The 26,637-nt window shown below is 64.2% G+C and carries 22 protein-coding genes and 2 pseudogenes; 15 read left to right on the top strand and 9 right to left on the bottom strand.

The genetic code is table 11. The annotated features are described in order from the left end of the window. Positions 1-72: 72 nt before the first annotated feature. Complete coding sequence (locus tag ACWTU7_RS19055; RefSeq protein ID WP_455839537.1) at positions 73-360, bottom strand: usg protein; 288 nt, start codon at positions 358-360, stop codon at positions 73-75. 364 nt (positions 361-724) lie between these two features. On the opposite strand from ACWTU7_RS19055, the gene ACWTU7_RS19050 reads away from it, so the two are divergent. The 4 genes from ACWTU7_RS19050 (at position 725) to ACWTU7_RS19035 (ending at position 3,655) form a co-directional block, all read left to right on the top strand. After that, the gene (locus tag ACWTU7_RS19050; RefSeq protein WP_065009117.1) at positions 725-1,039 is read left to right on the top strand and encodes a co-chaperone GroES; all 315 of its coding nucleotides are present in this window, start codon (positions 725-727) and stop codon (positions 1,037-1,039) included. A gap of 57 nt (positions 1,040-1,096) precedes the next feature. Then, positions 1,097-2,728: a chaperonin GroEL gene (gene groL / locus ACWTU7_RS19045; RefSeq protein WP_455839536.1), complete on the top strand. Its 1,632-nt coding sequence runs from the start codon at positions 1,097-1,099 to the stop codon at positions 2,726-2,728. 82 nt (positions 2,729-2,810) lie between these two features. After that, the gene (locus tag ACWTU7_RS19040) at positions 2,811-3,026 is read left to right on the top strand and encodes a hypothetical protein (protein WP_095520910.1); all 216 of its coding nucleotides are present in this window, start codon (positions 2,811-2,813) and stop codon (positions 3,024-3,026) included. Continuing rightward, on the top strand, positions 3,023-3,655 hold the full coding sequence (locus ACWTU7_RS19035; protein WP_455839535.1) for a DUF982 domain-containing protein: 633 nt from the start codon (positions 3,023-3,025) through the stop codon (positions 3,653-3,655). The genes ACWTU7_RS19040 and ACWTU7_RS19035 overlap by 4 nt, the downstream gene beginning before the upstream one ends. A 66-nt stretch (positions 3,656-3,721) precedes the next feature. Here the strand turns inward: ACWTU7_RS19035 and ACWTU7_RS19030 are convergent, their stop codons facing one another. From ACWTU7_RS19030 to ACWTU7_RS19010, 5 genes and pseudogenes are all read right to left on the bottom strand, one after another. Further along, complete coding sequence (locus ACWTU7_RS19030; protein ID WP_095520909.1) at positions 3,722-4,738, bottom strand: ABC transporter permease; 1,017 nt, start codon at positions 4,736-4,738, stop codon at positions 3,722-3,724. Further along, positions 4,735-6,312, bottom strand: coding sequence for a sugar ABC transporter ATP-binding protein (locus ACWTU7_RS19025; protein ID WP_455839534.1), 1,578 nt, complete (start codon positions 6,310-6,312; stop codon positions 4,735-4,737). The genes ACWTU7_RS19030 and ACWTU7_RS19025 overlap by 4 nt, the downstream gene beginning before the upstream one ends. 278 nt (positions 6,313-6,590) lie before the next feature. Next, positions 6,591-7,541 (bottom strand): substrate-binding domain-containing protein, encoded by a 951-nt coding sequence (locus ACWTU7_RS19020; RefSeq protein ID WP_029351280.1) that lies wholly within the window; start codon positions 7,539-7,541, stop codon positions 6,591-6,593. 394 nt (positions 7,542-7,935) lie between these two features. Continuing rightward, complete coding sequence (locus ACWTU7_RS19015; protein ID WP_455839533.1) at positions 7,936-8,943, bottom strand: aldo/keto reductase; 1,008 nt, start codon at positions 8,941-8,943, stop codon at positions 7,936-7,938. Positions 8,944-9,286: 343 nt separating this feature from the next. Beyond that, positions 9,287-10,181, bottom strand: a pseudogene (locus ACWTU7_RS19010) (acyltransferase family protein). Positions 10,182-10,513: 332 nt separating this feature from the next. Here ACWTU7_RS19010 and ACWTU7_RS19005 point away from each other — a divergent pair. The 6 genes from ACWTU7_RS19005 to ACWTU7_RS18980 all read left to right on the top strand — a co-directional run bounded on the left by ACWTU7_RS19005 (position 10,514) and on the right by ACWTU7_RS18980 (position 17,009). Continuing rightward, positions 10,514-10,738, top strand: coding sequence for a hypothetical protein (locus ACWTU7_RS19005; RefSeq protein ID WP_029351283.1), 225 nt, complete (start codon positions 10,514-10,516; stop codon positions 10,736-10,738). 109 nt (positions 10,739-10,847) lie between these two features. Further along, complete coding sequence (gene ligD / locus ACWTU7_RS19000) at positions 10,848-13,313, top strand: DNA ligase D (protein WP_455839532.1); 2,466 nt, start codon at positions 10,848-10,850, stop codon at positions 13,311-13,313. An 89-nt stretch (positions 13,314-13,402) separates the two neighbouring features. Continuing rightward, the gene (ku, locus tag ACWTU7_RS18995) at positions 13,403-14,305 is read left to right on the top strand and encodes a non-homologous end joining protein Ku (RefSeq protein WP_455839531.1); all 903 of its coding nucleotides are present in this window, start codon (positions 13,403-13,405) and stop codon (positions 14,303-14,305) included. Next, positions 14,302-15,396, top strand: coding sequence for a tetratricopeptide repeat protein (locus ACWTU7_RS18990; protein ID WP_455839530.1), 1,095 nt, complete (start codon positions 14,302-14,304; stop codon positions 15,394-15,396). The genes ku and ACWTU7_RS18990 overlap by 4 nt, the downstream gene beginning before the upstream one ends. Before the next feature lie 189 nt (positions 15,397-15,585). Further along, entirely contained in the window at positions 15,586-16,230 is a 645-nt protein-coding gene (locus ACWTU7_RS18985; RefSeq protein ID WP_455839529.1) for an alpha/beta hydrolase family protein, read from the top strand. A gap of 8 nt (positions 16,231-16,238) precedes the next feature. Continuing rightward, positions 16,239-17,009: an exodeoxyribonuclease III gene (locus ACWTU7_RS18980; RefSeq protein ID WP_455839603.1), complete on the top strand. Its 771-nt coding sequence runs from the start codon at positions 16,239-16,241 to the stop codon at positions 17,007-17,009. 81 nt (positions 17,010-17,090) lie between these two features. Here ACWTU7_RS18980 and ACWTU7_RS18975 read toward each other — a convergent pair. Continuing rightward, positions 17,091-17,549, bottom strand: a pseudogene (locus ACWTU7_RS18975) (GFA family protein). A 229-nt stretch (positions 17,550-17,778) separates the two neighbouring features. Between ACWTU7_RS18975 and ACWTU7_RS18970 the strand changes: the two are divergent. The 3 genes from ACWTU7_RS18970 to ACWTU7_RS18960 all read left to right on the top strand — a co-directional run bounded on the left by ACWTU7_RS18970 (position 17,779) and on the right by ACWTU7_RS18960 (position 21,972). Beyond that, a complete protein-coding gene (locus ACWTU7_RS18970; protein WP_455839528.1) occupies positions 17,779-19,380 on the top strand; it encodes a WD40 domain-containing protein in 1,602 nt (533 codons plus the stop codon). Between the two features lie 96 nt (positions 19,381-19,476). Beyond that, positions 19,477-21,492 carry an amidase gene (locus tag ACWTU7_RS18965; RefSeq protein WP_455839527.1) on the top strand — a complete coding sequence of 672 codons (2,016 nt, stop codon included), beginning with the start codon at positions 19,477-19,479 and terminating at the stop codon, positions 21,490-21,492. Positions 21,493-21,549: 57 nt separating this feature from the next. Further along, the gene (locus ACWTU7_RS18960; protein ID WP_455839526.1) at positions 21,550-21,972 is read left to right on the top strand and encodes a hypothetical protein; all 423 of its coding nucleotides are present in this window, start codon (positions 21,550-21,552) and stop codon (positions 21,970-21,972) included. 78 nt (positions 21,973-22,050) lie between these two features. On the opposite strand, the gene ACWTU7_RS18955 is transcribed toward ACWTU7_RS18960, so the two are convergent. After that, positions 22,051-22,380, bottom strand: coding sequence for a hypothetical protein (locus ACWTU7_RS18955; protein ID WP_455839525.1), 330 nt, complete (start codon positions 22,378-22,380; stop codon positions 22,051-22,053). Between the two features lie 179 nt (positions 22,381-22,559). On the opposite strand from ACWTU7_RS18955, the gene ACWTU7_RS18950 reads away from it, so the two are divergent. Continuing rightward, a complete protein-coding gene (locus ACWTU7_RS18950; protein ID WP_455839524.1) occupies positions 22,560-24,182 on the top strand; it encodes an ABC-F family ATP-binding cassette domain-containing protein in 1,623 nt (540 codons plus the stop codon). Between the two features lie 63 nt (positions 24,183-24,245). On the opposite strand, the gene ACWTU7_RS18945 is transcribed toward ACWTU7_RS18950, so the two are convergent. Then, positions 24,246-24,677 (bottom strand): SAM-dependent methyltransferase, encoded by a 432-nt coding sequence (locus tag ACWTU7_RS18945; RefSeq protein WP_029351295.1) that lies wholly within the window; start codon positions 24,675-24,677, stop codon positions 24,246-24,248. A gap of 564 nt (positions 24,678-25,241) precedes the next feature. On the opposite strand from ACWTU7_RS18945, the gene ACWTU7_RS18940 reads away from it, so the two are divergent. After that, positions 25,242-26,546 carry a mechanosensitive ion channel family protein gene (locus ACWTU7_RS18940; protein ID WP_455839523.1) on the top strand — a complete coding sequence of 435 codons (1,305 nt, stop codon included), beginning with the start codon at positions 25,242-25,244 and terminating at the stop codon, positions 26,544-26,546. Positions 26,547-26,637: the final 91 nt, after the last annotated feature.

Below are 26,637 nucleotides of genomic sequence, written 5' to 3'. Positions count from 1 at the left end.
TGAGCGTCGGCGCGGACGCGCTATGCGGCAGAGGCGGGCGCCTTCATGAAAAGAGCGCCGCCTCTGCCTGTGTCACTGGAGCGTAATGACGCCACCCACCGCCCGCCATTCAGAGGGCTGGATCAGACGATGATGGGCGACGCGCACGGAATGCAGCGGGCCTTCGACCTCACGCTCCCAATATTCGAGGAAATGCTTCAGCGTCGGGAAATCCGGGGCGATGTCGTATTCCTGCCAGATGAAGAGCTGCAGCAGGTTCCGATAATCGGGAAGACGATAATGGATCTCGGCCGTCGTCAGGCCAAAACCCTGTATCTGGAGCCGGAACGCGTTGCTGACCTGGAATTCATTGCTGACCATGCCATCTCCTTTTCGATCGTTCAGGCGTCCATCCTGCGCATGGAAAAACGCCTCCGCTTCCTCATCGGTTCCGGCCGCCGGCAGGCGGTGCCGGGATCGACGACGAAGTCGGAAGGTTGCGCCGCGATTTCAAGCTGCGTCCGTCGTTTCAAGTCCTGGAATAGCGTTAATATTACAGTGCGTTGGCACTCGACCACGGCGAGTGCTAAAATTTTTTCGGCATCCTCTTGAATGCGTGGATCGGCAGACTAACTCGATATGCGCGCTGCCTGAACAGGAGTCGCGCACCGTCGCATCGGCCGGTGTACCGGTCGGCTGCGAAGGGAGGTCCAAGAAAATCTGTTTGTCCTATAAGGAGAACGACATGGCGTTCCGTCCATTGCATGACCGTATCCTGGTCCGCCGCATCGAGGTCGACGAGAAGACCGCGGGCGGCATCATCATTCCCGACACTGCCAAGGAGAAGCCGCAGGAAGGCGAGGTCATCGCCGCCGGTCCCGGCGCGCGCGACGATAGCGGGCAGTTGCAGCCGCTCGACGTCAAGGTCGGCGACCGTATCCTGTTCGGCAAATGGTCGGGCACTGAGATCAAGCTCAATGGCGAGGACCTGCTCATCATGAAAGAAAGCGACGTGTTGGGCGTAATCGAAGCCACCGACAAGATGCAGAAGGCCGCCTGAGCGGGCCTGGACGAGCAACCAGTCAACGAAAAGCTGCCTGTTTGAAGGAGTTATCCAATGGCTGCCAAGGAAGTGAAATTCCATACCGAAGCCCGCGAAAAGATGCTGCGCGGGGTCGATATCCTCGCCAATGCGGTGAAGGTGACGCTCGGTCCTAAGGGCCGCAACGTCGTCTTCGACAAGTCATTCGGCGCCCCCCGCATCACCAAGGATGGCGTGACCGTCGCCAAGGAAATCGAGCTTGAGGACAAGTTCGAGAACATGGGCGCGCAGATGGTGCGCGAGGTCGCCTCGAAGACCAGCGACACCGCCGGCGATGGCACCACGACCGCGACAATTCTTGCTCAGGCCATCGTCAGGGAAGGGGCCAAGGCGGTCGCCGCCGGCATGAACCCGATGGACCTGAAGCGCGGCATCGACAAGGCGGTCGACGCCATCGTCGCCGACCTCAAGTCCAATGCCCGCAAGGTGACCAGGAACGACGAAATCGCCCAGGTCGGCGCCATCTCGGCCAACGGCGATGCCGAGATCGGCCGCTTCCTCGCCGAGGCGATGGAAAAGGTCGGCAATGAGGGCGTCATCACCGTCGAGGAAGCCAAGACCGCCGAAACTGAGTTGGAAGTGGTCGAAGGCATGCAGTTCGACCGCGGCTATCTCAGCCCCTATTTCATCACCAACCAGGACAAGATGCGCGTCGAGCTCGAAGAACCGTATGTGCTGATCCACGAGAAGAAGCTGTCCAATCTGCAGGCCATGCTTCCCGTACTCGAAGCCGCCGTGCAATCCGGCAAGCCGCTGCTGATCATCGCCGAGGACGTCGAAGGGGAGGCGCTGGCGACGCTGGTCGTCAACAAGCTGCGCGGCGGCCTGAAGGTTGCAGCCGTCAAGGCGCCGGGCTTTGGTGACCGCCGCAAGGCTATGCTGGAAGACATTGCCATCCTGACCGGCGGCACGGCGATCTCGGAAGACCTCGGCATCAAGCTTGAGAACGTCACATTGGAGATGCTCGGCCGCGCCAAGAAGGTGCTGATCGAGAAGGAGAATACCACCATCGTCGACGGTGCGGGCCGCAAGGATGAAATCCAGGCGCGCATCAACCAGATCAAGGCGCAAATCGAGGAAACCACCTCCGACTACGACCGCGAGAAGCTGCAGGAGCGGCTGGCCAAGCTCGCCGGCGGTGTCGCCGTCATCCGCGTGGGCGGCTCGACCGAGATCGAGGTCAAGGAGCGCAAGGATCGCGTCGACGACGCCATGCACGCCACACGCGCGGCGGTCGAGGAGGGTATCCTGCCCGGCGGCGGCGTGGCGCTGCTCAGGGCGGCGAAGGCGCTCGATAAAGTCGCCGTTGACAATCCCGACCAGAAGACCGGTGTCGATATCGTGCGTCGCGCCATCGAAGCGCCGGTGCGCCAGATCGCCGAGAACGCCGGTGCGGAGGGTTCGATCATCGTCGGCAAGCTGCGCGAGACAACCGACTTCGGCTATGGCTGGAACGCGCAGACCGACGAGTTCGGCGACCTGTACGGACAGGGCGTCATCGATCCGGCCAAGGTCGTGCGCACCGCGCTGCAGGGCGCCGCCTCTGTTGCCGGCCTGCTGGTGACCACCGAGGCGATGGTGGCCGAGAAGCCGAAGAAGGAAGCGGCCGCTCCGGCGATGCCCGGCGGCGGCGGCATGGACTTCTGACGCCAGCTTCTAAGGACAAACGGCCGTGTCCGCCGACGCGAAGTCGGGCACGGCCTTGCCCGGATCATAAGCAGGTGTTGCCATGGACATGATGAACAGTTTTGGAAAGATCGCGGCGCCGACTCTTTCCAGGACCGATTTCAACTATGAAACGGAGTGCAAAACAGCGCTGGCGCCGCTAGTCGACGGATTGTTGGACGCGGTCGAGTCGGCCGGCTGGGATCGCCGCAAGGCAGCCTACACGCTGATGTTCCTGTCGGCCCAGCGATTGGGAGCCGACAAGGAGGAGCGCAAATGATTGCGGCGCGGATGCGTGAGTGCCTGCGCCTGCTGAGGTGGTCGGAAACCGATTTCGCCGAAGAGGCGGGCTATCCGGTCGCTAAGGCAAAGGCCTGGCTCTACGGGCGTGAACATCCGCCCCTTGTCGTAATGGCCTGGCTGGAGACGCTCGCCAAGGTGCACCGGCTGCTGCCACGGCCGAGCATGCCGCCGCAGCCGGCCGCGTTGCATTCGCAGATCGGCGCTGTCATCGCGCAGGCCGTTCTTGAGGATCGCAGCGGCCGGACAGTTGAGTCCCGAAAGGAGCCAGTTGAGCTTCCAAAGGAGAGTGTCATGGATCGTTCTTCTTTCGCAAAGCCGGTCACCATCCTCACCGGCCTCGGTAACCCGACCAAGATAGAAAGCGCGGCTGAGGCCTATGCGCTGCTGTCCGACTGGCCGTCGGCGAGCCGGACGGCCGCGCACGACATCGCCGCCAAAGCCTGCCGGGCCGCGATGGAGGGAGAGATCGACGCCGAGACGGCGCGGGCAACCTTCGTGGCGTTCGCCCGCCGCAACGATCTTCTCGCGCCGCAGACGAGCTCTACGGTTGCAGGCGGAACAGTCGCCGATTGGACGCGTTCGCAGCGTGTGAACGCGCCAGCGTGAACGCGCCTTTTCCTTCTCCCACAACAGGGGGGAAGGTAAGATCGCTTTGCGCCGGATCCTCAATCCTCACCGCCTTACCCGCGATTTCAGCCAGCGGTCGAAGGCCACGGCGAGGATCAGGATCAGGCCGATGACGATGCTTTGCGTGTAGGACGAGACGTTGTTGAACTGCAGCCCGTTCTGCAGCACGCCGATCAGTGCTGCACCCACCACCGTGCCGCCGACCGAGCCAATGCCGCCGAATAGCGAGGTGCCGCCGATGACGACCGCCGAGATCACCGTTAGCTCGTAGCCGATGCCGGCGACGGCTTCCGAGGAATTGAGCCTCGCCGACAGCACGAAGGCGGCAAGGCCGGCGAAGAAGCCGACGATGACATAGACCGAGATCAAAATGCGGTCGACGCGCAGGCCGGACAGCCGTGCCGCTTCGGCATTGCCGCCGACGGCGTAGACGGCGCGGCCGTAGCGCGTGTAGCGCAAGACGATGTGGCAGAGGATCGCCGCCGCGGCGAAGATGATCGCCGGCACAGGGACCGGGCCGATCAGGCCGGTGCCGAACCAGCGCATCGAGGCATCGAAGCCGGAGATCGGGCCGCCATTGGAGATCGTCAGCGTCAGGCCGCGAAAGACGGTGAGACCGCCGAGCGTGACGACGAAAGGCGGCACCTTCAGCCTGGTGATGGCAAAGCCCTGGACGCCGCCGGCCATGGCGCCGACGACGACGGCAGCCAGAAGGGCTGCGAACCAGCCATAGCCTTGCGTGCCGGACGTCGACAGCGACAGCGTGTTGGCGGTGCCGCCCTTGGCCACCACCGCCGCGACCATGCCGCAAAAGGCCAGCAGCGAACCGACCGACAGGTCGATGCCGGCGGTGAGGATGACGAAGGTCATGCCGAGCGCGATCAGGCCGGTGATCGAGATCTGCCGCATGATGTTGAAGATGTTGATGGGGTCGATGAAGCTCGGCTTCAGGACGGTAAAAACGACGATCAGCAGCGCCAGGAACATCAGCGGGCCAAAGCTCATCAGCAGGCGCGCGACATTGATGCCGCCGCGCTGGCTCGGTTCGGTCGTGCTGGTCATTGCGTCGCTTCCTGCGTTTGGTCGAGCGCCATCAGTTCCATCAGTTTTTCCTCTGTCGCCTCGATGCCGGGCATCTCGCCGGTGATGCGTCCGCGCCGCATGGTGACGATCCTGTCCGACACGGCAAGCACCTCGGGCAATTCGGACGAGATCATCATGATGGCTATGCCGCGCGCGGCGAGGTGCACCAGGATCTGGTGTACCTCGGCCTTGGCGCCGACATCGACGCCTCGCGTTGGTTCATCCACGATCAGCACCTTGGGGTCGCGCGCCAGCCAGCGGGCGAGGATGACCTTCTGCTGATTGCCGCCGGACAGCCCCTCTATGGGCTGCTCGGGCGAGGCCATGCGGATCGACAGCGTCTTTCTGTAGCTTGCCAGCGCCTCGCGTTCGCGCCTCTCGGCCATGAAGCCGGCCGTGTTGGAGTAGCGGCCGAGCGCGGCGATAGAAAAATTGGTCAGGATGCCGAGGGTGGCGAAGATCGCCTGGTGCTTGCGGTCTTCCGGCACCAGGCCAATGCCGAGCGCGATGGCGTCGGCGGGTGTTTCAGGTGCGATCGGCTTGCCGTCGAGCGTGATGGTGCCGGCGGCGATGCGGTCGGCGCCGAAGATGGCACGGGCGAGCTCAGTGCGGCCGGAGCCGACGAGGCCGGCGACCCCGAGAATCTCGCCTGCCTTGAGATCGAGGTCGACGCCTTCGAGCACGATGGCGTGCGGCGCCTGCGGATCGCGCACTGTGCGCAGGCCGCGCACGGAGAGCCTGACGTCGCCGGCGACGTCGCGCAGCGTCGGTCTGGCGTAAAGCTCGGATGCAGCGCGGCCGACCATCTTCTCGATGATTTTCGGCAGTTTGATCGGCCCGCCGTCGCGGTCGAGATGGCCGGCCAGCCTGCCGTCGCGCAGCACCGTCATGCGGTCGCAGATGGCAGAGGCCTCTTCCAGCCGGTGGGTGACGAACATGATGGCGACGCCGTCCTTGCGCAGCCGGCCCATGATCGACATCAGCTTCTGCACTTCGGTTTCGGTCAGCGCCGAGGTCGGCTCGTCCATGATGATGAGGCGGCTCTTCAGCGACAGCGCGCGGGCGATCTCGACCAGCTGCTGCTCGGCCACCGACAGTGCCGACACCGGTGTCGCCGGATCGATATTCAGGCCGACGCGGGCGATGATCGCGCGGGAGTCCTCCTCCATCTTCCGCCAGCTGACCAGGCCGAGCGGCCCGAGCGGCGCGCGGCCGATGAAGATGTTCTCCGCCACGGTGAGCGTCGGGATCAGGCTCAGTTCCTGGTAGATGGTGACGATGCCGAGGCGCTTGGCATCCTGCGGATTGTGCGGATTGAATTCGACGCCGTCGAAGACGATGCGGCCGCTGGAAGGCGGCATCACGCCGGACAGGATCTTGAGCAGCGTCGACTTGCCGGCGCCGTTCTCGCCGAGCAGGCCGAGGATTTCGCCGGGCCGAACCTCGAGCGAGACGTCGCTGAGCGCGGTGACGCCGGCAAAGCGCTTGGTCACGCCCTCGACGGCGAGGAGCGGGGGCGATGGCGACGGCGCTGCGGCTTCGGCTGGAGACAAAAAATCCTCCCTGAAAGATAAGATCGATCGTTCCGATTGTTACACAAGGTTGGCGGGACAGCGCCCCCTCTGTCCTGCCCTCTTGCCACCACTTGGCATCTCCCCCACAAAGGGGGAGATTGCGCCTTCATCACTGGTTTCGCCAATCACCAACGTTGCAGGGGGAGCGCCGGCGTCGAAGCTGCCAATCTCCCCCCAAGTGGGGGAGATGCCCGGCAGGGCAGAGGGGGGCGCGGCAGAACGCTACTTTTGCCGCTATGCGCGCCCTCGGCGTCTCCCTACTTCGTCTCACCCAGCCTTTCTGCCTTGTCGAGATTGTCCTTGCCGATGACGATCGGCGTCAGCAGTACGAGCTTTTCCTTGGGCTCGGTCTTGTCCCTGGCATAGGCGACGGCGATCTGCACCGCGGTGCGCGACTGCTCGCCGGGGAATTGTTCGACGGTGCCGGCCAGCTTGCCGTCGCGCACGGCGACCAGCGCTTCGGGAAGCGCATCGAAGCCGTAGATCTTGACGTCGGTGAAATTGCGCGCCGCGCAGGCTTCGACCGCGCCAAGCGCCATGTCATCATTGGCACAGATGATCGCATCGGGCTTGCCGTTGGCGGCAAGGCCGGCCTCGGTGACGGACAGCGCCTCGGCGCGGGCGAAGTTGGCGGTCTGCTCGAAGACGATCTGGAACTTGTCCTTCAGCGGATCGAGAACATTGTGCACGCCCTTGTTGCGGTCGATCGCGGGCCCAGCACCTGGCTGGCCCTGCAAATGGAAGATCTTGGCGCCGTTCGGGAACGCCGCCACCATGGCCTGCGCTTCGGCCTCGCCGCCCTTGACATTGTCGGCGCCGACATGGGCGAGGATGCCTTCGACGCCGTCGACGCGGCGGTCGATGGTGACGACCGGAATGCCGGCCTGGACCGCCTGCTCTATGGCCGGCGCCAGCGCGTTGACGTCGAGCGGCGAGATGACGATGGCGTCGACCTTCTGCACAAGTGCGGCCTCGATATCGGCGGTCTGCTTGGGCGCCGAATTCTGGCCGTCGCTCTCGGTCAGGTTGACGCCTTGCGCCTGCGCCTCCGCCTTGATCTGGTTCAGCATGTGAACGAAGAACGGAAAGCCGAGGCTCGGCACCGACCCTAGGATAGTCAGCTTGTCCTGGGCGAAAGCCAGTTGCGGCGCGGCCAGCGCCAATGTGCCCATCGCCACGGACGACAGTAGGAACTCACGTCTGTTCATCAATTTAGTCTCCTCCACATGCGCGCACGACCTCGAAAACCGGAATGGGTCTCCGGCAGGTTCATGCGTCGATCTAGAAATGGAGTGTCCTTTGAGCGCCCAAGGGGACGCAACGGCGCTCCAGCCGGTCCACCGCGACGTTCTCCTCCGCTCGGCGCCGGCGGGCGGATGCTAGCCAAGGCCGGAGGTTTGCGCAAGAACTGGGTGCTGTCCTTCCCCCTTGTGGGAAGGTCGATCGGCGCGCAGCGCCAAGCCGGATGAGGAGTGTTGGGAACGCGGCGTGAAAATATCGAAGAATTTAGGCGATTACGTCTCCAATGTGGCGATCCGTCCAGCATCCCTCATCCGACCGAGCTTCGCTCGGCCACCTTCTCCCACAGGGGAGAAGGGAAGATCAACGATCGATCGTGACCATCACGCGTTCGTTGTAGCGCTCACCCGAGACCTTGCCCGGCGCCAGCGCGTCGTCGAGCGCCTGCATTGCGACGGTGTCAAGCTGGAGGGAAGCAGCGGCGACGTTCTCCTCAAGGTATTTTCTGCGCTTGGTGCCGGGGATCGGCACGATGTCCAGCCCGAAATCGCCGCCCTTGTGCAGCAGCCAGGCCAGCGCGATCTGGCCCGGCTTCACGCCCTTGGCCGCCGCGATGTCGCGGACAACCGCGGCCGCCTGCACATTGGCTTCGTAGTTGGCGCCCTGATAGCGCGGGTCGCCGCGGCGGTAATCGCCTTCCGGATAATCCTCAGCGCGCTTGACGTCGCCGGTGAGGAAGCCGCGGCCAAGCGGCGCGAACGGCACCAGGCCGATGCCGAGTTCGCTCAGCAGCGGGATAATCTCCGGTTCGAGGTTGCGTTCCCACAGCGAATATTCGCTCTGCACCGCTGATACCGGAAGCACGGCGTGCGCGCGGCGGATGTTGGCCGCACCCGCTTCCGACAGGCCGAAGAAGCGCACCTTGCCTTCAGTGATTAGTTTGCCGACAGCACCCGCCACATCCTCGATCGGCACCGCTGGGTCGACGCGGTGCTGATAGAGCAGGTCGATATGGTCGGTTGCGAGCCGGCGGAGCGAACCGTCCACCGCCTCGCGGATATGCTCCGGCCGGCTGTCGCGGTCGGTGCCGATCTGCTTGCCGTTTTCGATACGGAAGCCGAACTTGGTGGCGATCGTCACCTCGTCGCGCCGGCCCTTCAGCGCGCGGCCGAGCAGTTCCTCATTGGTGTGCGGGCCATAGACTTCCGCCGTATCGAGGAAGGTGCAGCCGAGTTCGATGGCGCGGTGCAGGGTGGCGATCGATTCCGCCTCGTCGGCCGGGCCGTAGGACTGGCTCATGCCCATGCAGCCGAGGCCGATCACCGATACCTGCAGCCCCTGGCTGCCGAGCTTGCGTGTGCTCAAGGTCATGGATGAGATCTCCGGATAGTGTCGGGGTTCGTGTACGTCAGGACTATTGCGTCAGGACCATATAGAGCTCCCGCTCAGTTTCCACAGTCGCTCGGACTCTGGGCCGGGCGCACGATCGCGTGAGCGTCAGAGGAAGATGACCCGTTCCTCTTCGAAGGCCGGTTGCTGCAAATCTTCCGGGTCACGTCCACGCTGTCTCAGGATGGTACGGCGCGGACCTACGTCGGCTGACGACCCGCCGCCTTCGATTTCAAGGAAGCGCTTGAAAACGTGACAATCGACGTCAGCCTGCAAGTTGATGCAGCGCAGGAGCGAATGCAGGAATCGGTGCGGCTCGCCCGATCTATGCCGGCCGATCCAGCCTGAGTTTGCTTGCCATCATGTTCAACCGGGGCAGCAGCAACGATATCAAAGGCTTGCGTATTGGCTTTTCGATAAAGAATGAAATCACGAACGAGGCCGACAGCAATGCCGTCAGCACGATTGCGAGGGCGACCCACCGGCCGACCTCCGGCGACAGCGCGTTGAGCCAGAGCGTGCCGATTTTCTGATGCAGAAGGTAGAGTGGATAGGTGAGCCCGCCCAGCACAAGCACCAGTGGCGTCGGTGCGATGCGGCGACGCAACAGGAGAGCTCCGCCGAACAGGGCATAGACGATGACATTTGCGGCAAGCAGATTTGAAAGCGGCGGCGCAAATCCGAAATGAGCCTGCATCCAGTCGGCGCCGGCGGTCACTTCCTTGCATGACAGCAGGAACGCCGCGGCGAGCAGCAGCAGCGCCTCGGTGGACGAACCCTTGGCGACAATGTGCTGGGCGATGATGCCGCCGGCGAAATACGGCGCGTATTGCGTGATGAACACCATCTGCAGGGCTGTGCTGTGGACGACCGACTCGTTGAGGACGGACATCAGCAGCCATGCCGCCACGAGCTGCAGCTTCCATCGCGAGAAGACGCCGAAGAACAGAGCGATCGCGACCCAGCCATAGAAGACGATCTCAAGTACGATCGACCAGTAGACACCGTCCACGAAGGGCCCGGCCTTCGGCCGACCAGGCGATGACGAAACCGCTGATCAGAAAAAACAGATTGACGCCCATGTAGCCGTAGATGGCGAGGGAGCCGGCTTCGGGGTAGCCGTGCACCAGCAGTGGCGGCAGGTAGGATCCGTGGAAAAAATAGTGGAAGAATAGAACAGCCAAAGCGGCGACCAGCCGCAACAGATCCAGCGAGCCCATGCGCTCGGATTTGCGGCCTGTTGATCCAGGCGCCATTGCACCACCCGTCCGATTGCAGACACGCTAGGCGCGGGGGAAGCGGGAGGCAATTAAGCCGGATGGATTACACCACGGGACGGCGATCGCCGCGGTGAGTGTCAGGCGACCGGCACCGGCTCTGAGCGCGAGGTGCCGGACTTCGACGACCGGCGCATTCGAAAGCTGACGCGCCGGCTGCTGGGAAGGGTAGCCTGAACGCGAGGCGATCAAACCCCAAATTGACACGACACCCGGTCTCGGCCATCCTTATGCCAGCCGCCATCTCCTGCGGCGGCGTGTGTATGAGCGAGTCCATGGCCAGTTCCGTCACCAGCCAGAATTCCAAGCGTGCCGCGGTGCGCAAGGCGCTCGACCGCCACAAGGTCTATATCACCGCACAGAGCTTTTCCGCCGGCGCCTACAAAGCGCGTGTCCTCGTCGACGGCGAGGCCTATTGGGTCGACGAATTCCGGCTGAGCCAGCTCCAGCAGGGTCTGTCGCCGGCCGAGCTCGAATTGACGCCGGCCACCGACGATTGAGCTGTGCGAGGCACGACATCGGCCTGCCGCATGCTGACAAAATGGTTCAAGCGATGCGGGTCAAGTCCTTGTTTTTGCGCAGCCGCCGCATCCGGCTTGGCATGCGGAAATGACGCCGAAACTCAAGGCCTATCGCGCCAAGCGCGAATTCAGCAAGACGCCGGAACCCGTCGGCGGGCTGGTTGCCGGAGAAGGCAATCGCTTCGTCGTGCACAAACACCATGCTACATCAGACCATTATGATTTACGTCTGCAGGTCGGAGGTGTGCTGAAGAGCTGGGCGGTGCCTCGCGGCCCGTCGCTCAATCCCGCCGACAAGCGGCTGGCGGTCGAGACCGAGGACCATCCGCTTGAATATATCGACTTCGAAGGCGTCATTCCCGAGGGCGAATATGGCGGCGGGCCGATGATCGTCTGGGACACAGGCGTCTGGGCGCCGATGGACGACGTCGAAAAGAGTTTGCGCACCGGCTCGTTCAAATTCCGTCTCGCCGGCGAGAAGCTGAATGGCGGCTGGATGCTGGCGCGGCTGAAGGGGAGGCCGGGCGACGATGGGAAGAAAAACTGGCTGCTGTTCAAGGAGCGCGACCTCGCTGCCGATACAGCGCTCGACATTCTTGCCGCGCGGCCTGAAAGCGTCAAATCGGGAAGACGCATCGAGGAACTGGTGGAAAAATCGAAGCCGGCGGCCAAGCTTGCCAAGCCGGCGGCGCTGAACCCCGGTGCGCTGCCGGGCGCGGTCAAGGCGCCGGTGCCCGCCCGCATCGAACCGCAACTGGCGACGACCGTGGCAAAGCCGCCGGATGGAGTGGACACCCGGGAGGAGTGGCTGCACGAAATCAAGTTCGACGGTTATCGCACCATGGCGCATCTGGCTGAGGGCGAGGTGCGGCTGATCACACGCGCCGGTCTCGACTGGACCAGGCGCTATGGCGACCTGCCGCATGCCTTCGCCAGGCTGCCATGCCGTGAGGCTGTTATCGATGGCGAGATCGTCGTGCTCGACGCCAAGGGCATCAGCCGCTTCGCTCTTTTGCAGGACGCGCTGGCCGAAGGCGCCGGCAACAAGCTCCACTTCTACGCCTTCGATCTCTTGCATCTCGGCGGCTGGGACCTGAGAAAAGCGCCGCTCGGCCGGCGCAAGGCGCTGCTGTCGCAATTGCTGTCCGGCTTGGGCGCCAACTCCGCCATCCAGTTCAGCGACCACGTCGAAGGCGATGGCCAGGCGCTCTACGCCCAGGCTTCCGAGATGGGACTAGAAGGCGTCGTCTCCAAGCGCGCAACGGCCATCTACCAGAGCGGCCGCACCAAGACCTGGACCAAGATCAAGGCGCTGAAGAACGGCGACTTCATCATCGCCGGCTATACCACCTCCGATGCAGCCGAGGGATTGGCCGCACTCGGCCTGGGCGAATTCGAGGATGGCGAACTGCACTATCGCGGCAAGGTCGGCACCGGCTTCGACGCCGCCACCGCCGCCGACCTGCTGGCGCGGCTGGAGCCCTTGCGCGCCGGCGCGTCTGCACCCGAAGGGGTTCCGCGCGAGATCATGCGCGAGATGAACTGGGTGCGGCCACTGCTTTCGGCCCATATCCACTATGCCAACCGGACCACCGATAATGCGCTGCGCCATGCGGTGTTCCGCGGATTGCGCGACGTCGGCCTATCGACGCCGGTGTCGGCCAAGCGCAAGCGGCTGATTGCGGAAGCCGATCTCGCCACAATCTGGGTGACCAATCCGACGCGGCGCTTGTTCGGCAAAACCGGACCGACCAAGCTCGACATCGCCGTCTACTACGCGCTGGTCGGCGACTTCATGCTGCCGCACATCCTCGGCCGCCCGGTGTCGCTGGTGCGCTGCCCGACCGGCAAGCCGCAGGACTGTTTCTTCCAGCGCCATGCCTTCACCGGCATGCCTTCATCGGTGGCGACCTTCGAGACGACCAATTCCGAGGGCGAGACTAAATCCTATCTGTCGGTGGAAGATGCCAAGGGCTATCTGGCGCTGGCGCAGTTCGGCGTCGTCGAGTTCCACACCTGGGGCACTCACCGCACGCGGCTAGACAGACCGGACCTGATCGTTCTCGACCTCGACCCGGGCGAGGGGATTAGCTGGCGCGAGGTGGTCGAGGCGGCAGTGCATATCCGCGCCGAGCTGGAGGCGATGGGGCTGATGCCGTTCGCGAAAACGTCGGGCGGCAAGGGCATACACATCACCGTGCCGGTAACGCAAAAACAGAACTGGAAGAAACTGCACCAGGCGACCAGCGCCATTTCCTCGGCATTGGCCGCCTCCGCGCCCGACATCTTCACCACCACCATGGGCAAGGCCAACCGCAAACGGCGCATCTTCATCGATTATCATCGCAATGCTCGCGGCCACACCTCGGCGGCACCTTATTCGCTGCGCGCCCGCACCAACCTGCCGGCCTCCACGCCGGTGAGTTGGTCCGATCTGGAATCCATCGACGCTCCGGAAGATTTGAATTATTCTTCGCTGCCGGGCCTTCTGGCCACCTCCGGCGATCCCTGGGCCAACATGGAAGATTTCGCTAGGGATTTGCCGGTATTGTGAGGGCGAAGTAGGTTTTGCGCAGCGTCGTTCGTCCTTTGGACGAAGCGCTGCGAACATCTCGACAGTGCACGGCCGCGTAGGAGAGTTTCATGGCGCCCAGGGCAAGTTGGAAAGGTTACCTCAAGCTCAGTCTCGTCAGCTGCCCGGTCCGGCTGTATCCGGCGACGAGTGCCAGCGAGCGGATCAGCTTCAATCAGCTGCACAAGGACACCCACAACCGCATCAATATGAAGCCGGTCGATCCCGAGCTCGGGCTGGTCGAGCGCTCGGATCTGGTCAAGGGCTACGAATACGAAGATAAGCAGTACATCATCATCGATGATGCCGACCTCGAGGCGGTGCGCATCGAATCCAACCACACGATGAACATCGAAGCCTTCGTCGACGAGCATTCGGTCGACGTCATCTACCAGGACGCGCCCTATTATCTGGCGCCCGATGGCGCAATGGCGGAGGAAACCTTCGCCGTGCTCCGCGAAGCGATGCGCAAGTCGGGCAAGCTGGCGATCGCGCGGCTGGTGCTGTCCAGCCGCGAGCGCGTCGTGACGATCGGCGCGCGCGAGAACGGCATGTTCGTCTGCACCTTGAGGAACCCGAATGAAGTGCGCGGTACGGCCGAATATTTCGGCAACATCCCGGCCGGCAAGCCCGACCCGGAAATGCTGCAGCTCGCGGAAGCGCTGATCAAGCAGAAGGAAACCACCTTCGACCCGAAGAACTATGAGGATCGCTACGAGATCGCGCTGATGGCGATGATCCGCGAGAAGCTCAAGGGCCACAAGCCGATCATCGCGGCCGCCCCCGAGCGCGGCAACGTGATCAACCTGATGGATGCGCTGAAGGCCAGCCTGTCGCAATCGGCCAAGCCGCCGGCCAAGTCGAAGAGCAAGGCCGATGAGGCGGCAAAGCCTGCCGCCAAGGGCAAGGCCGCACCCAAGGAAAATCCGCTCAAGGCCAATTTGCTGAAGGCCGTCGGCAAGAGCAAGGCGTGACGGCGCTTGCCGGCACCGTCTTCGGCGCCATCGGCGCGCTGGCGGCGTTTCCACTAAGGCTGGCGGCGCGCGAGGTTGAACGCCAGCACGGCCAGTTAAGGCGCGGCGTCACACGTCGCACTAGCCATGTGGTGTTCGGCCGCACACTTCTCGCCAAGGCCGGGGATGCCGAGATCAAGCGCCGCGTCGCGGCCGAGCGCGCGGCCGGCCGAAAGCTGATCAGCGAAAACGGTTTTTTGCGCCTGCTAGGGCTGATGAAGGCGCCGGAGGCCTCGGCCCTGTCGCGGCAGTCGCTTCTCGATCAGTCGCGATTGGCCGCATCCGACCTCGACCTTCTCAGTCTCTTCGATGCCTTCGAGCATGATTGCGAGCCCTATTCGTTTCGCGACCTGATCCTGGCCCGCAAATATGCCGGGCTGGTCGCCGGCGGCGCCTCGTGGGGCGCAATCGCGCGCTCGGTGCACCGCTCCGGCCCGGTGGCTTCGCTCACCGCCAAGTCGCTGAATGTCGGCTCACAGCGCGGGCGCGCGGATGCGATCTATCTCGATGGTGGCCAGAGCGAACTCGACGGCCAGCTGCTGTTCGACTTGGGGACGCCGGATGACGACACGCTGGAAGAACTGTTCGCCGACGCTGAAGCCGCGGAAGAGGCTGAAGACCACGAGCAGGCGGCCGCACTCTACCAGCGCTGCTTGGCCATCGACCCGACCGACGCCATCGCCGCCTTCAACCGCGCCAACTGCCTGCGCGCCTCCGGCCACGTGAATGAGGCTGCGCATGACTATGCCCGCGCCATCAAGTGTGACCCCGGCTTTGTCGAGGCCTGGTTCAATCTGGCCGGGCTGATGACCGAGCAAGGCCGCGAGGCCTCGGCACGACGGCATCTGCAAAAGGCGATCGCGCTCGATGCCAATTATGCCGATGCGGTGTTCAACCTTGCGAGGCTGGAGTTCGACGCCGGCAACCTGGCCGAGGCGCGCCGCCACTGGGCGCGCTACCTCGAACTCGACGCCAATTCCGAATGGGCGCGCATGGCGACCAAGGGTATTCAGTTCGTCGATTTGCAACTGGCGCAGAAGTCGGCGGGGTGAGGCGATGGCGCTCCCTTCTCCCCTTGTGGGAGAAGGTGGATTGGCGCGTTAGCGCCGAGACGGATGAGGGGTGCTGGAAGAAATGAGGCGTTGGCGCTCCGTCCAACACCCCTCATCCGACCGAGCTTTGCTCGGCCACCTTCTCCCACAAGGGGAGAAGGGGTCGTCAACGTTGGAGTTGTACGCCCAATGACCGCCTTCCTCTTCGACGGGCCCGAAACCGCCCCCATCACCGTCCTGCTTGCCCATGGCGCCGGGGCGCCGATGGACTCGGCCTCGATGACCGCCACGGCAAAAGCACTGGCCGAGGCCGGGTTCCGCGTCGCGCGCTTCGAATTCCACTACATGGCCGCCCGCCGCTACGGCCACCGCAAGCCGCCGCCGCGGGCCGAGACGGTGAATCCCGAATACATCAAGGCGATCGCCGACCTCAGGACGAAGGGGGTGAAGGGGCTGCTCATCATCGGCGGCAAGTCGATGGGCGGCCGCGTCGCCTCGATGATCGCCGACGAGATGTTCTCGAAGGGCGAGATTTCAGGGTTGCTTTGCCTGGGCTATCCTTTCCATCCGCCGGGGAAACCGACGCAGTTGCGCACCAAGCATCTGGCCGCGCTGAAGACGCCAACGTTGATTTTCCAAGGCACACGCGACGAGTTCGGAACCAGGGAAGAGGTCGCGACCTACGATCTCTCCGACCGCATCGAGGTGCTGTGGCTGGAGGACGGCGACCACGACCTCACGCCGCGCAAGAGCATCTCCGGCTTCTCCGCCGCCGACCATCTGAAGACGCTCGCCGAAGCGGTCAAGGCATGGACCAGGCGCATCGCGCGCTGATCCGCCCAATGAAGATCGCCACCTTCAACGTCAACAATATCAACGGCCGGCTGCAAAACCTGCTGGCCTGGCTGTCTGTCGCCAAGCCCGACGTCGTCTGCCTGCAGGAGCTGAAGGCAAGGCAGACGCAGTTTCCGCGCACAGCACTCGCCGCTGCGGGCTATGGCGCGGTATGGGTGGGACAGCCGACCTGGAACGGCGTCGCCATACTCGCGCGGGGTTCAGAACCCGTTCTGATCCGCGAGGCACTGCCCGGCGACGAGAGCGACAACCAGGCCCGCTACATCGAGGCAGCGGTCAGCGGCATCGTCATCGCCTGCCTCTATGCGCCGAACGGCAACCCGCAGCCCGGTCCGAAATTCACCTACAAGCTGGCGTGGCACGAGCGCCTGAACGCGCATGCGGCGGAACTGTTCGACACCGGGCTGCCGGTAGTGCTGGCCGGCGACTACAACATCGTGCCCGAGCCGCGCGACATCTATCCGACCCGCTCCTATGACGACAATGCGCTGGTGCAGCCGGAAAGCCGCGCCGCTTTCGCAGCACTGCTCGACCAGGGCTGGACCGATGCGCTGCGCAAGAAGCACCCGAAAGAAACGCTCTACACATTCTGGGATTATCGCCGCAACCGCTGGCCGCGCGACGCCGGCCTGCGGCTCGATCATATATTGCTCTCCAAGAAACTGGCGCGCCGATTGGCCGGGGCAGGCATCGACCGCGAAGTGCGCGGCGAGCCCGGCGCCAGCGACCACGCGCCGGTGTGGGTGGAATTGCGGTGAGGGGTGGAGAACATTCGATCTCCCCGTTTATCGGGAGGTTGGCGGTTGCTGGCGCTATCGCCAACCCTCACGCACAACCAGTCACACCGGTCGCGCCCCTTCGCGTGCGAAAGCCTCGATCAAAGGTGCGTATCCCTCAAGGTCGGGCTGGTAGCGAAACTGTGGGTGGTGGCGGTCGTAGCCCATGGCAGCTTTTCCGACGCGAAGACCTCGACGAAGGGCACATACCAACGGTGCTCGTCCAGCATGGTAGCGCGAACATTGACGATGAAGTCCAGGCCGTGCGGATGCGTGAACATCCAGTTCTTGCAGTGCGGGCAGTAGAGTTGCCGGTGCGGCCCATGCATGCCGCCGACCACCGGCTCGCCTTGCGTCACGGTGAAGCCGTTGCTCGGCCATGGTCAGGGAATAAGCGCTCGCGCTCAGCTTTTGACAGCCGGTGCAATGACAGGCCATTGTCAGCAGGGGCGGCGCACTTACCCGAAAGCGTATCCCGCCGCACAGGCAGCCGCCTTCCCAAGGTAATTTCCATTCATCCATCGCTTGGCCTCGATCGGTCTTGAGCCCTGCCGAGCGATCCTAGCGCGCGACCGGGCAACATTGCGGCGACCGAGAGAGTGTCCTCAGGCACATCCAGCACTTGGCGCAGGCGAGCGTTTTGCGCTCGCCGTTTCGCGGGTAAACTTCGGAATTGAAACCGGGGCATCGACAAGCTCGGCGCTGGCCGGCATCATTGCGGCAAAGCGAAAGCGGCGCGAGGGGGAGACCGATGAACAGGCTTGTCGACAGGCTGCTCGCCGCGGTGCTGCTGGCGATCGGCATGCTCTGCCTCGCACGCGTGTATTTCGCGCTGGGCGGCGAGGGCGCCGGCGACGCTTTCGCGTCCGCGCGCCTGGCTTTTTTCGGGGCAGCGGGCGTTTTCTCAGCCCTTGCAGCCCTGCTGTTCTGGGCCGGCCTGTTGCCGGGCCGGTCGAAGCCCGGACCAGCCATACCCTTGTTCGGCAGAGGCGCCGAAACGCAACCCGCCGGACGACCACGCCTGCGACAGATCTTCGCCGTCGTTCCGTTCCTCGCCGTGCTCGCTCTGGTGGCCGACCAGCTCGGCCCCTGGTCGCGGCAGCCACAGGACGCCGGCAAAAGCCTGATCGCCGAGCAAACTGTGCCGAGCGCGCCGGAAGGGCAAGACGTCACCAGCGCACCGGCCCTGGAACCGGAAGCGCGCGAGCCGCCTGAACAAGCGACTACGCCTCCGCCGCCGAGCGGCAACGGCAATCAGCCCAGCGATGCGGTTGCGCAAGGTGCAAACCCTGGCGCCAGCAGGGAACTGGCACAGCCGCCGGCGCCTGCCTCGCCATCCGAGGTCGCGCTGGCCCCACCTGTCTCACCGCCGGAGCCTGCTCCAGCCCCGGCTGCGCCACCGCAGACCGTCGCGCCGCTGCCGCAGGCTCCGCCGCGGCAGCCGACGCAACCCGACGGTCACCGTGATGCAGTGGTCTGGCTGGCGGTGGCGCCCGACGGGCAATCGATCCTGAGCGCCAGTACCGATCGCACGATCAAGCTCTGGGATATCGACGGCAAGCGCCTGATCCGCACCCTCGGCGTCCACAAAGATATGGCGCGGACCGCGCTTTTCCTGCCCGATGGGGCGCGGGCGCTGACCGCGGGCGACGATGGCGAGATCGTGCTGCGCCAGCTCTCCGATGGCGCTGTGCTGCATGTGTTCTCGTCAGGCCAGAACGGCGGCGTCAACAAGCTGGCGATCAGCCCCGACGGTAAGCGTGCCGTCAGCGGGCACGAGACCGGCAGGGTCATTGTCTGGGATATCGAGAATGGTTCGGTGCTGCATGTGACGCCGGGGCACGACTGGTCGATCAGCGGGGTCGCCGTCTCGCCGGATGGCACACGCGCGGTCAGCGGCAGCATCGAGGGCACGCTTAAGCTATGGGACATCGGCACCGGCAAGCAGCTGCGCAGCTGGCACGGGCACGAGCGTGGCCCCTATGGCGTGGTGTTCATGGCCGATGGGCGCCATCTGATCACCGGCAGCGGCGATTATACGATCAAGCTCTGGGATCCCGACACCGGCCGCGAAGTCCGCCGCCTCGAGGGCCATTCGGGCACGGTCTATGCGCTGGCGCTGTCGGCCGACGGCAAGCGGCTGCTGTCCGGCTCGCTCGACGGTACGGCACGGCTGTGGGACATGGAAACAGGCAGCGAGACCGCCCTGTTCGACAGCCGGTCCGGCCCGGTCTACGCGGTGGCGTTCGCCGCCGACGGCACGGTGCTGACCGGCGGCTACGACCGCACAATTTGGGATTGGCCGGCAGGCGGCGGCGCCGGCGTAGTGCTCTTCGCCGGCGCGCCGGAGTGATCAATTTCACCGGAGCTTGAGCAACCCCCCTCTGAAGGGTCGCGACCTATACAAAATCGACGTAAGGCCTCATCGTCGCGCAGGCGCAGGAACACCATGACCGATCTCCACATCGTCGAAGCCTCGATCGAGCAGTTGCGGCAAGCGCTGGAGGACGGCACGGTCACCAGCGTCGAGCTGGTCGGCGCCTGCCTGCGCAGGATTGCGCATTACGACCGCCATGGCATCACCCTCAATGCCGTCCCCGTGCTCAATCCCGAAATGTTCGAGGAGGCGGCCGCGTCCGACCAGCGCCGCAGGAATGGTGCCGTGCTCAGCCCGTTGGACGGCATCCCCTATACCGCCAAGGACAGCTACAAGGTATTGGGCCTGACGGTGGCCTCCGGCTCGCCGGCCTTCGAGCATCTCACGGCGAGCGAGGACGCCTTCACCATTGCGCGGCTGCGGGCCGGCGGCGCGGTGCTGATCGGGCTTACCAACATGCCGCCGATGGCTAATGGTGGCATGCAGCGCGGCGTCTACGGCCGGGCGGAAAGCCCTTACAATGCCGATTACCTGACCGCCGCCTTCGCCTCGGGCTCGTCGAATGGTTCCGGCACCGCGACCGCCGCCAGCTTCGCCGCCTTCGGGCTCGGCGAGGAGACATGGTCGTCGGGCCGGGCACCGGCGTCGAACAACGCGCTGGTCGCCTACACGCCGTCGCGCGGCGTCATTTCCGTGCGTGGCAACTGGCCGCTGGTGCCGACCATGGACGTGGTGGTGCCGCATACGCGCAGCGTTGCCGACATGCTCGAACTGCTCGACGTGATCGTCGCCGACGATCCGAACACAAGAGGCGATTTCTGGCGCGCGCAGCCCTGGGTGGCGCTGCCGACGAGCTCCGATGTCAGACCGCCACGCTATACCGGCCTCACGCTGGAGGGAGCGCTGCAAGGCGTGCGGCTCGGCGTGCCCCGCATGTATATCGGCCGCGACACGGAGGCTGACGTTCCGATCCCGACCCGTGCGTCGGTGCTCGACCTGTGGGAGCAGGCGGCATCGGATTTGCGGCGGCTCGGTGCTGATGTGGTCGAGGTCGATTTCCCCGTCGTCTCCAACTACGAGCGCGACCGGCCGGGCACCAAAAACATGGTCGATCGCGGGCTGGTTCCGGAAGAATTCGCCGAGCGCGAGATATGGGACCTGTGCGTCTTCGCCTGGGACGATTTCCTGCGCGCCAATGCCGATCCGGCCATCCCCGATCTCGCCTCGGTCGACGGCGCAAAGATCTTTCCGCAGCCGCCGGGCACGCTGCCGGACCGCTACGAGGACAGCTTCGACCTAGCGGAGTATGTCGGGCGGGCCAAGCGCGGCGTCACCCCATTCGAGGCCATTCCCGAGCTGGACGCTGGCCTGAAAGGCCTCGAGGCAACGCGGCGGATCGATTTCGAGGACTGGCTGGACGCGCAAGGGCTGGATGCAGTGGTGTTTCCCGCCGTCGCCGATGTCGGGCCGGCCGATGCGGATATCAACGAGACCTCCGCCGCGCTTGCGTGGCGCAACGGCACCTGGGTCGCCAACGGCAATCTGGTGCCGTGCCATCTCGGCATTCCGACCGTCACCGTGACGATGGGCACAATGGCCGATATCGGCATGCCGGTCGGACTGACCTTCGCCGGCAAGGCCTATGAGGATACGAAACTGCTTCGGCTAGCCGGCGATTTCGAGCGTTTTGGCCAGCGCCGCACCAGCCCGCCGCGCACTCCCGAACTTCCCGACGATGTCTTTCCCGCCCGACACAACGCTAGCGGGCCGGGCGAGGCGCCGCCGCTGACCGTCACGCTTGCCGCCGAGGCGCGTCGTGCGGGCGATCAGGACGAGATAACAATCACGCTCGATGTGCATGGCGAGATCGGAACCGAGACCAGCGTGAAAGTCCATATCAACGGCCAGCCCATTCGCATGCAGCGGACCGGCGCGCGCTTCACCGGGCGTGCGGCCGTACCCGCGAAAGAGCATGAGAGAATCCACAGCGCCTGGCGTGGCTCGTACGGCTCGATCGCCACTGCTGTGGTGCGGTTAGCGGACGGGAGCGCGGCCGGCGCCTACGCGGTGACAGGCGGGATTGGGTGAGGGGGCTGCTGCAAGTACAGATGCTGACGGAAGACAGCAGGCGATAGGAAAGCTCGGATGAGAAGATCTCTTGTAATTGGCGCGATCATGCTCGCAACCTACGGCAACTCGCACGCTCAGAACTTGGCCGAAGACATTCACCGCGACGGAAAAGGGCCGTCAACGATGTGCGGTTTCCAGGGTGTTGACGCACTTGATTTGATCAGGCGAGTGAAGGCATCTCCAGGGCTGCGCCGGGTTACTGCTTCATCCCGCTTCGAACTGTTCGTTTCTGCTGACGAGCTGACGCAGTGGAGTTTCACAAGACCCACCGAACAGGCGTACCCCGCCATAACGTGCAGACGCCTCAGCAGGGATTGGCAAGGCAGCTGGCGCCAAAAACGGACTATGCGATGCGAAGCAGGTCGCCGGGCTTGCGATAGGCTGTTTGCCGAGTTCCAGCGGCTCGACGAGCAATTCCGGCGCTCGCTGCGCAAGTAGATCGGGCAGGAACGGCGCTACGCTCGCCGCCGATGGCGGCATACGGCGCCGTGCCTGCGGCCGGCTTCTCAATCTGCGTTAGTCCGGCTTGCAGGGGTCGGCTTTGGCCGCCGCTGTCTTGTCGCCCTCCTGCTGCGCCTCGACATCCTGCTGCGAGGTGGCAAGGTTTTTATCCCCACCGGCTTCCTGGTTGGCTAGCGGCATGGTGTTGCCGTCCTTATTGGCAGGGCCGCCCTCAACCTTGCTACCGGCATTCGCATCAGTTTCGAGGGGTGCACGCGTTCCGTCTTTTGCGATGCCTGATTGAGCTTCGATCGATGCAGTCGTGTCATGGCAGGTGGCGCTTGCCGTGCCGGCGGTCAGGCCGATCATTGAGGTGGCGAGCAAAATAGCGGTAACCGTCTTCATCTCATTCTCCTTTCGGTGTTTGAGCCTATCTTTCTAAACTGCCGGCGATATCCAAGGTTCCGCTGATTCAGTTCGGACCTCGAAACTGGCGTCGTATTGCCATTTGATTTGCGGGCTTCCGCAGGCGAGGCCTATCGCGTATTGGCGCGGGGAAAATCCCTTTGGCGCGCGTGGAAAGCATGATTCGACTGGAAAGTATCAGCAAGCAGAACGGCCGGCAGATCGTCTTCATCGAGGCCTCCGCCTCCTTGCAGAAGGGCGAGAAGGTCGGGCTGGTCGGCCCCAACGGGGCCGGCAAGACGACGCTGTTCCGCATGATCAACGGCGAGGAGCAGCCCGATGAGGGCCAGGTCTCGGTCGATCGCGGCGTCACCATCGGCTATTTCAGCCAGGATGTCGGCGACATGGAAGGCCGCAGCGCTGTCGCCGAAGTGATGAACGGCGCCGGGCCGGTGAGCGAAGTGGCGGCCGAGATGCGCGAGCTCGAAGCCGCCATGGGCGACCCGGAGCGATCAGATGAGATGGACGCCATCATTGCCCGCTACGGCGACCTGCAGGCGCGTTTCGAGGAGCTCGACGGCTATGCGCTGGATGGCCGCGCCCGCGAGGTGCTGGACGGCCTCGGCTTCAGCCAGGAGATGATGGACGGCGACGTCGGAAAACTCTCCGGCGGCTGGAAGATGCGCGTGGCGCTGGCCAGGATCCTGCTGATGCGGCCCGACGCCATGCTGCTCGACGAGCCGAGCAACCATCTCGACCTGGAAAGCCTGATCTGGCTGGAGCAGTTCCTGAAGAACTATGACGGCGCGCTCTTGATGACCTCGCACGATCGCGAGTTCATGAACCGCATCGTCAACAAGGTGGTCGAGATCGATGGCGGCTCGCTGACCGCCTACTCCGGCAACTACGAATTCTACCAGCAGCAGCGGGCGATCGCCGACCGGCAGCAGCAGGCGCAGTTCGAGCGCCAGCAGGCGATGCTGGCCAAAGAGATCGCCTTCATCGAGCGCTTCAAGGCGCGCGCTTCGCATGCCGCCCAGGTACAGAGCCGGGTGAAGAAGCTGGAGAAGATCGATCGCGTCGAGCCGCCCAAGCGCCGCCAGAAGGTATCGTTCGATTTCCAGCCGGCGCCGCGCTGCGGCGAGGACGTGGTGACGCTGAAGAACATCCACAAGCGCTATGGCAGCCGCTCGATCTACGAGGGGCTGGATTTCCAGGTGCGCCGCCGCGAGCGCTGGTGCGTGATGGGCATCAACGGCGCCGGCAAGTCGACGCTGCTGAAGCTGGTCGCCGGCGCTTCCGAGCCGGACAATGGCACGGTGGCGCGCGGCCCGAGCGTCAAGATGGGCTATTTCGCCCAGCATGCCATGGAAGTACTGGAGGGCGAGCGCACCGTGTTCCAGACGCTGGAGGACGCGTTTCCACAGGCAGGCCAGGCGCCGCTCAGGGCGCTGGCCGGCTGCTTCGGCTTTTCCGGCAACGAGATCGAGAAGAAATGCCGGGTGCTGTCGGGCGGCGAGAAGGCGCGGCTGGTGATGGCGCTGATGCTGTTCGACCCGCCCAACCTTTTGGTGCTGGACGAGCCGACCAACCACCTCGACATCGCCACCAAGGAAATGCTGATCACAGCACTTTCGCAGTATGAGGGCACCATGCTGTTCGTCTCGCACGACCGCCATTTTCTGGCGGCGCTGTCGAACAGGGTGCTGGAACTGACGCCCGAGGGCATCCATACCTATGGCGGCGGCTATACGGAGTATGTCGAGAGGACGGGACAAGAGGCGCCTGGGTTGCGGAGCTGAGGCGCAGGCCCGGCGCTGCCGCTCACCGTCACCCCAACGCTCGGAGAGGAAGCCACGGGCTGCTCAGCCGTGCAGAACAATTTCGCGCAGCGGATTGCCGCCGTCGATGAACAGCCGGCCTTGCGCCGTCAACGCGGCCTTGAGCCGTTGCAGGGCGATCTTTCCTGCCTCGGGATGACGCCCGTCCAGCGCGCCGACGCGCACCGCAACGGCAATGTCGAAGTGCTGCTCGTCCGCCTCCAGCTGGAAATCCTCGATGGCGACCTGACGCAGGCTCAGCCGGCCCGCTGCAATCTCGGCGCGCGAGGCGGCCCTGGCCTGCGCGATGGCCTTGGCCGAGCGGTCGATCGCCAGCACGTGGCCGTCGCCAATCCGGCGCGTGATCTCGCGCGACGCAGCACCCGGGCCGCAGCCGATCTCCAGAACCCGCATGCCCTGCTGCAAAGGCAGTGCATCGACGATCGCCAAAAGCCTTGGCGACAGACCGTTCGTCATTCCCTCGTCTCCAGCCTCTTCCGGGATCCGAGATTAGCGGGCGTGGCTGGCGGCGGGAAGGCCGACACCTGAGGGGATAGTCGATGTGTTCACCGGCTTCGACGACCGGCAGCCGGCGAAAGCGAACAGTAGGAGGTACTTAAAAAGCGCTTCCCGGATTGAGCGAAAAACCCCGAGCGGCCCGGCGTCGTTGGCCTGAGGGGGGGACTGGCGCCGAGCCTAACCGGTTGGGGGGTAGATCACCGGCCGTAGAGATACATACGCTTAAGCTAATGTAAGCGCAAGCTAATGTTATGCGTTAGCCGTTTCCAGCGGCTGTTTCCTGACCATGGATGTTTCTGCCGGCCGCTTCTTTGCTGCGCGCTTAATCCGGGTGCTGGAACTGACGCCAGAGGGCATCCACACCTGTGGCGGCGGCAATGTCGAGCGCACCGGCCAGAGGTGCCGGGGCTGAAGCGCAGAGCTGGGGCTCGCTTGAGGGCTTCTCGATCGTCGGCTTGACCCTTCACGAAGCCGGCGACATTGTGGATGTGCTGTTCGCCAGTCCATTGCGGTCGTGTGGGAATGGATTTTCGCAACGCCATCGATGAATCGCTGGCCTGGGCCAGCCGATGGTTCGACTATGCCGTCACGCCGTGGTTCTTCTATCAGGCTGCCATCATCTTCGTGCTTTTCCTCGTCGCGAAGCTCGCGGCGCAGCGCATCGAACCGCTCATGGAGAACCGGGCACGCCAGATCAAGGGGCATCCCGGACTGTTGAGGGTCGTCGTTGCGCTGTTGCGGCGCACCGACTGGATCCTCTTCACGGTCTTCCTGCTTGCCGCGCTCACTCTCATGCGCGCCGTCACCTGGCCAAGCCGGACCCATTTCATCTATATCGCGCTCTCGCTATCCCTCGCGTGGCTGTTCGCATCGGTGCTGTCGCGCATCATCCGCAACCGCTTTGTCGCGCGGGCTCTCGCCTGGCTGACCTGGATCTATGCGGCCCTCATCATTCTGGGCATCGATGACGACGCCGCGGCTTTCCTGGACAGCCTCGCAATACCTTTGGGCGCGGTGCGCCTTTCGGCGCTCATGGTGCTGAAGGCGGCGCTGCTGCTGATCGCCACGGTTTGGCTTGCGGTGGTCGTCGGCAAGTATATCGATGAACGCGTCCGGATCTCCGAAGAGCTGACACCCTCGATCCGCGTCCTCGTCGGCAAGGTCGCAAAGGTCGGCCTTGTGCTGGTGGCGGGTGCCATCGCCCTGTCCTCCGTCGGTCTCGACCTGACTGCTCTGACGATATTCTCCGGCGCCGTCGGCGTCGGCCTGGCTTTCGGGCTGCAAAAGGTCGTTTCAAATTTCGTCTCCGGCATGATCATCCTGCTCGACAAGTCGATCAAGCCGGGCGACACCATTTCGCTCGAAGGCACCTTCGGCTGGGTACGCGAATTGCGGGCGCGGTTTGTCTCGGTGGTGACGCGCGACGGCCGCGAATACCTGATCCCGAACGAAGACTTCATCACCCAAAGGGTCATCAACTGGTCGTTCAGCGATAACCTCGTGCGGCTCGACGTGAATTTCGGGGTCTCTTACGACGCCGACCCGCATAAGGTCAGCGAACTGGCGATAGCGGCCGCCATGAGCGTCGGCCGGGTCGAAGCGGACCGGCGGCCGGTCTGCTGGCTCACGGACTTCGGCGACTCCTCGCTCAATTTCGTGCTGCGTTTCTGGATCCACGACCCTCAGCAAGGTCTGACCAACGTGCGCGGCAGGGTACTGCTGGCGCTGTGGGACACCTTTAGGGAAAACGGCATAGACATCCCTTATCCGCATCGCGAGATCATCATGAAGCCGGATGGGCGCGCTGGGAAATCAAGCGGGCGCTGATTGGTAGTGTGCACCGGGTCGCGGCGCCGAAGCCGCTGAGCGCGGCCTTTTCGTCCCTGCCATCTCGGCAACGCTTATTGCCTTCAAGCCA

It is taken from the genome of Mesorhizobium sp. BHscii (assembly GCF_053848065.1).
The sequence above is the reverse complement of the archived record's forward strand: the minus strand, read 5'-3'. Positions and strand labels throughout refer to the sequence as shown.

Bases quoted from the DNA above. Each gene is read 5' to 3' on its own strand.
- ACWTU7_RS19055 (WP_455839537.1), bottom strand. From the start codon at position 360: ATGGTCAGCAATGAATTCCAGGTCAGCAACGCGTTCCGGCTCCAGATA.
- ACWTU7_RS19050 (WP_065009117.1), top strand. From the start codon at position 725: ATGGCGTTCCGTCCATTGCATGACCGTATCCTGGTCCGCCGCATCGAG.
- groL (WP_455839536.1), top strand. From the start codon at position 1,097: ATGGCTGCCAAGGAAGTGAAATTCCATACCGAAGCCCGCGAAAAGATG.
- ACWTU7_RS19040 (WP_095520910.1), top strand. From the start codon at position 2,811: ATGGACATGATGAACAGTTTTGGAAAGATCGCGGCGCCGACTCTTTCC.
- ACWTU7_RS19035 (WP_455839535.1), top strand. From the start codon at position 3,023: ATGATTGCGGCGCGGATGCGTGAGTGCCTGCGCCTGCTGAGGTGGTCG.
- ACWTU7_RS19030 (WP_095520909.1), bottom strand. From the start codon at position 4,738: ATGACCAGCACGACCGAACCGAGCCAGCGCGGCGGCATCAATGTCGCG.
- ACWTU7_RS19020 (WP_029351280.1), bottom strand. From the start codon at position 7,541: ATGAACAGACGTGAGTTCCTACTGTCGTCCGTGGCGATGGGCACATTG.
- ACWTU7_RS19015 (WP_455839533.1), bottom strand. From the start codon at position 8,943: ATGACCTTGAGCACACGCAAGCTCGGCAGCCAGGGGCTGCAGGTATCG.
- ACWTU7_RS19005 (WP_029351283.1), top strand. From the start codon at position 10,514: ATGGCCAGTTCCGTCACCAGCCAGAATTCCAAGCGTGCCGCGGTGCGC.
- ligD (WP_455839532.1), top strand. From the start codon at position 10,848: ATGACGCCGAAACTCAAGGCCTATCGCGCCAAGCGCGAATTCAGCAAG.
- ku (WP_455839531.1), top strand. From the start codon at position 13,403: ATGGCGCCCAGGGCAAGTTGGAAAGGTTACCTCAAGCTCAGTCTCGTC.
- ACWTU7_RS18985 (WP_455839529.1), top strand. From the start codon at position 15,586: ATGACCGCCTTCCTCTTCGACGGGCCCGAAACCGCCCCCATCACCGTC.
- ACWTU7_RS18980 (WP_455839603.1), top strand. From the start codon at position 16,239: ATGAAGATCGCCACCTTCAACGTCAACAATATCAACGGCCGGCTGCAA.
- ACWTU7_RS18970 (WP_455839528.1), top strand. From the start codon at position 17,779: ATGAACAGGCTTGTCGACAGGCTGCTCGCCGCGGTGCTGCTGGCGATC.
- ACWTU7_RS18965 (WP_455839527.1), top strand. From the start codon at position 19,477: ATGACCGATCTCCACATCGTCGAAGCCTCGATCGAGCAGTTGCGGCAA.
- ACWTU7_RS18960 (WP_455839526.1), top strand. From the start codon at position 21,550: ATGAGAAGATCTCTTGTAATTGGCGCGATCATGCTCGCAACCTACGGC.
- ACWTU7_RS18955 (WP_455839525.1), bottom strand. From the start codon at position 22,380: ATGAAGACGGTTACCGCTATTTTGCTCGCCACCTCAATGATCGGCCTG.
- ACWTU7_RS18950 (WP_455839524.1), top strand. From the start codon at position 22,560: ATGATTCGACTGGAAAGTATCAGCAAGCAGAACGGCCGGCAGATCGTC.
- ACWTU7_RS18945 (WP_029351295.1), bottom strand. From the start codon at position 24,677: ATGACGAACGGTCTGTCGCCAAGGCTTTTGGCGATCGTCGATGCACTG.
- ACWTU7_RS18940 (WP_455839523.1), top strand. From the start codon at position 25,242: ATGGATTTTCGCAACGCCATCGATGAATCGCTGGCCTGGGCCAGCCGA.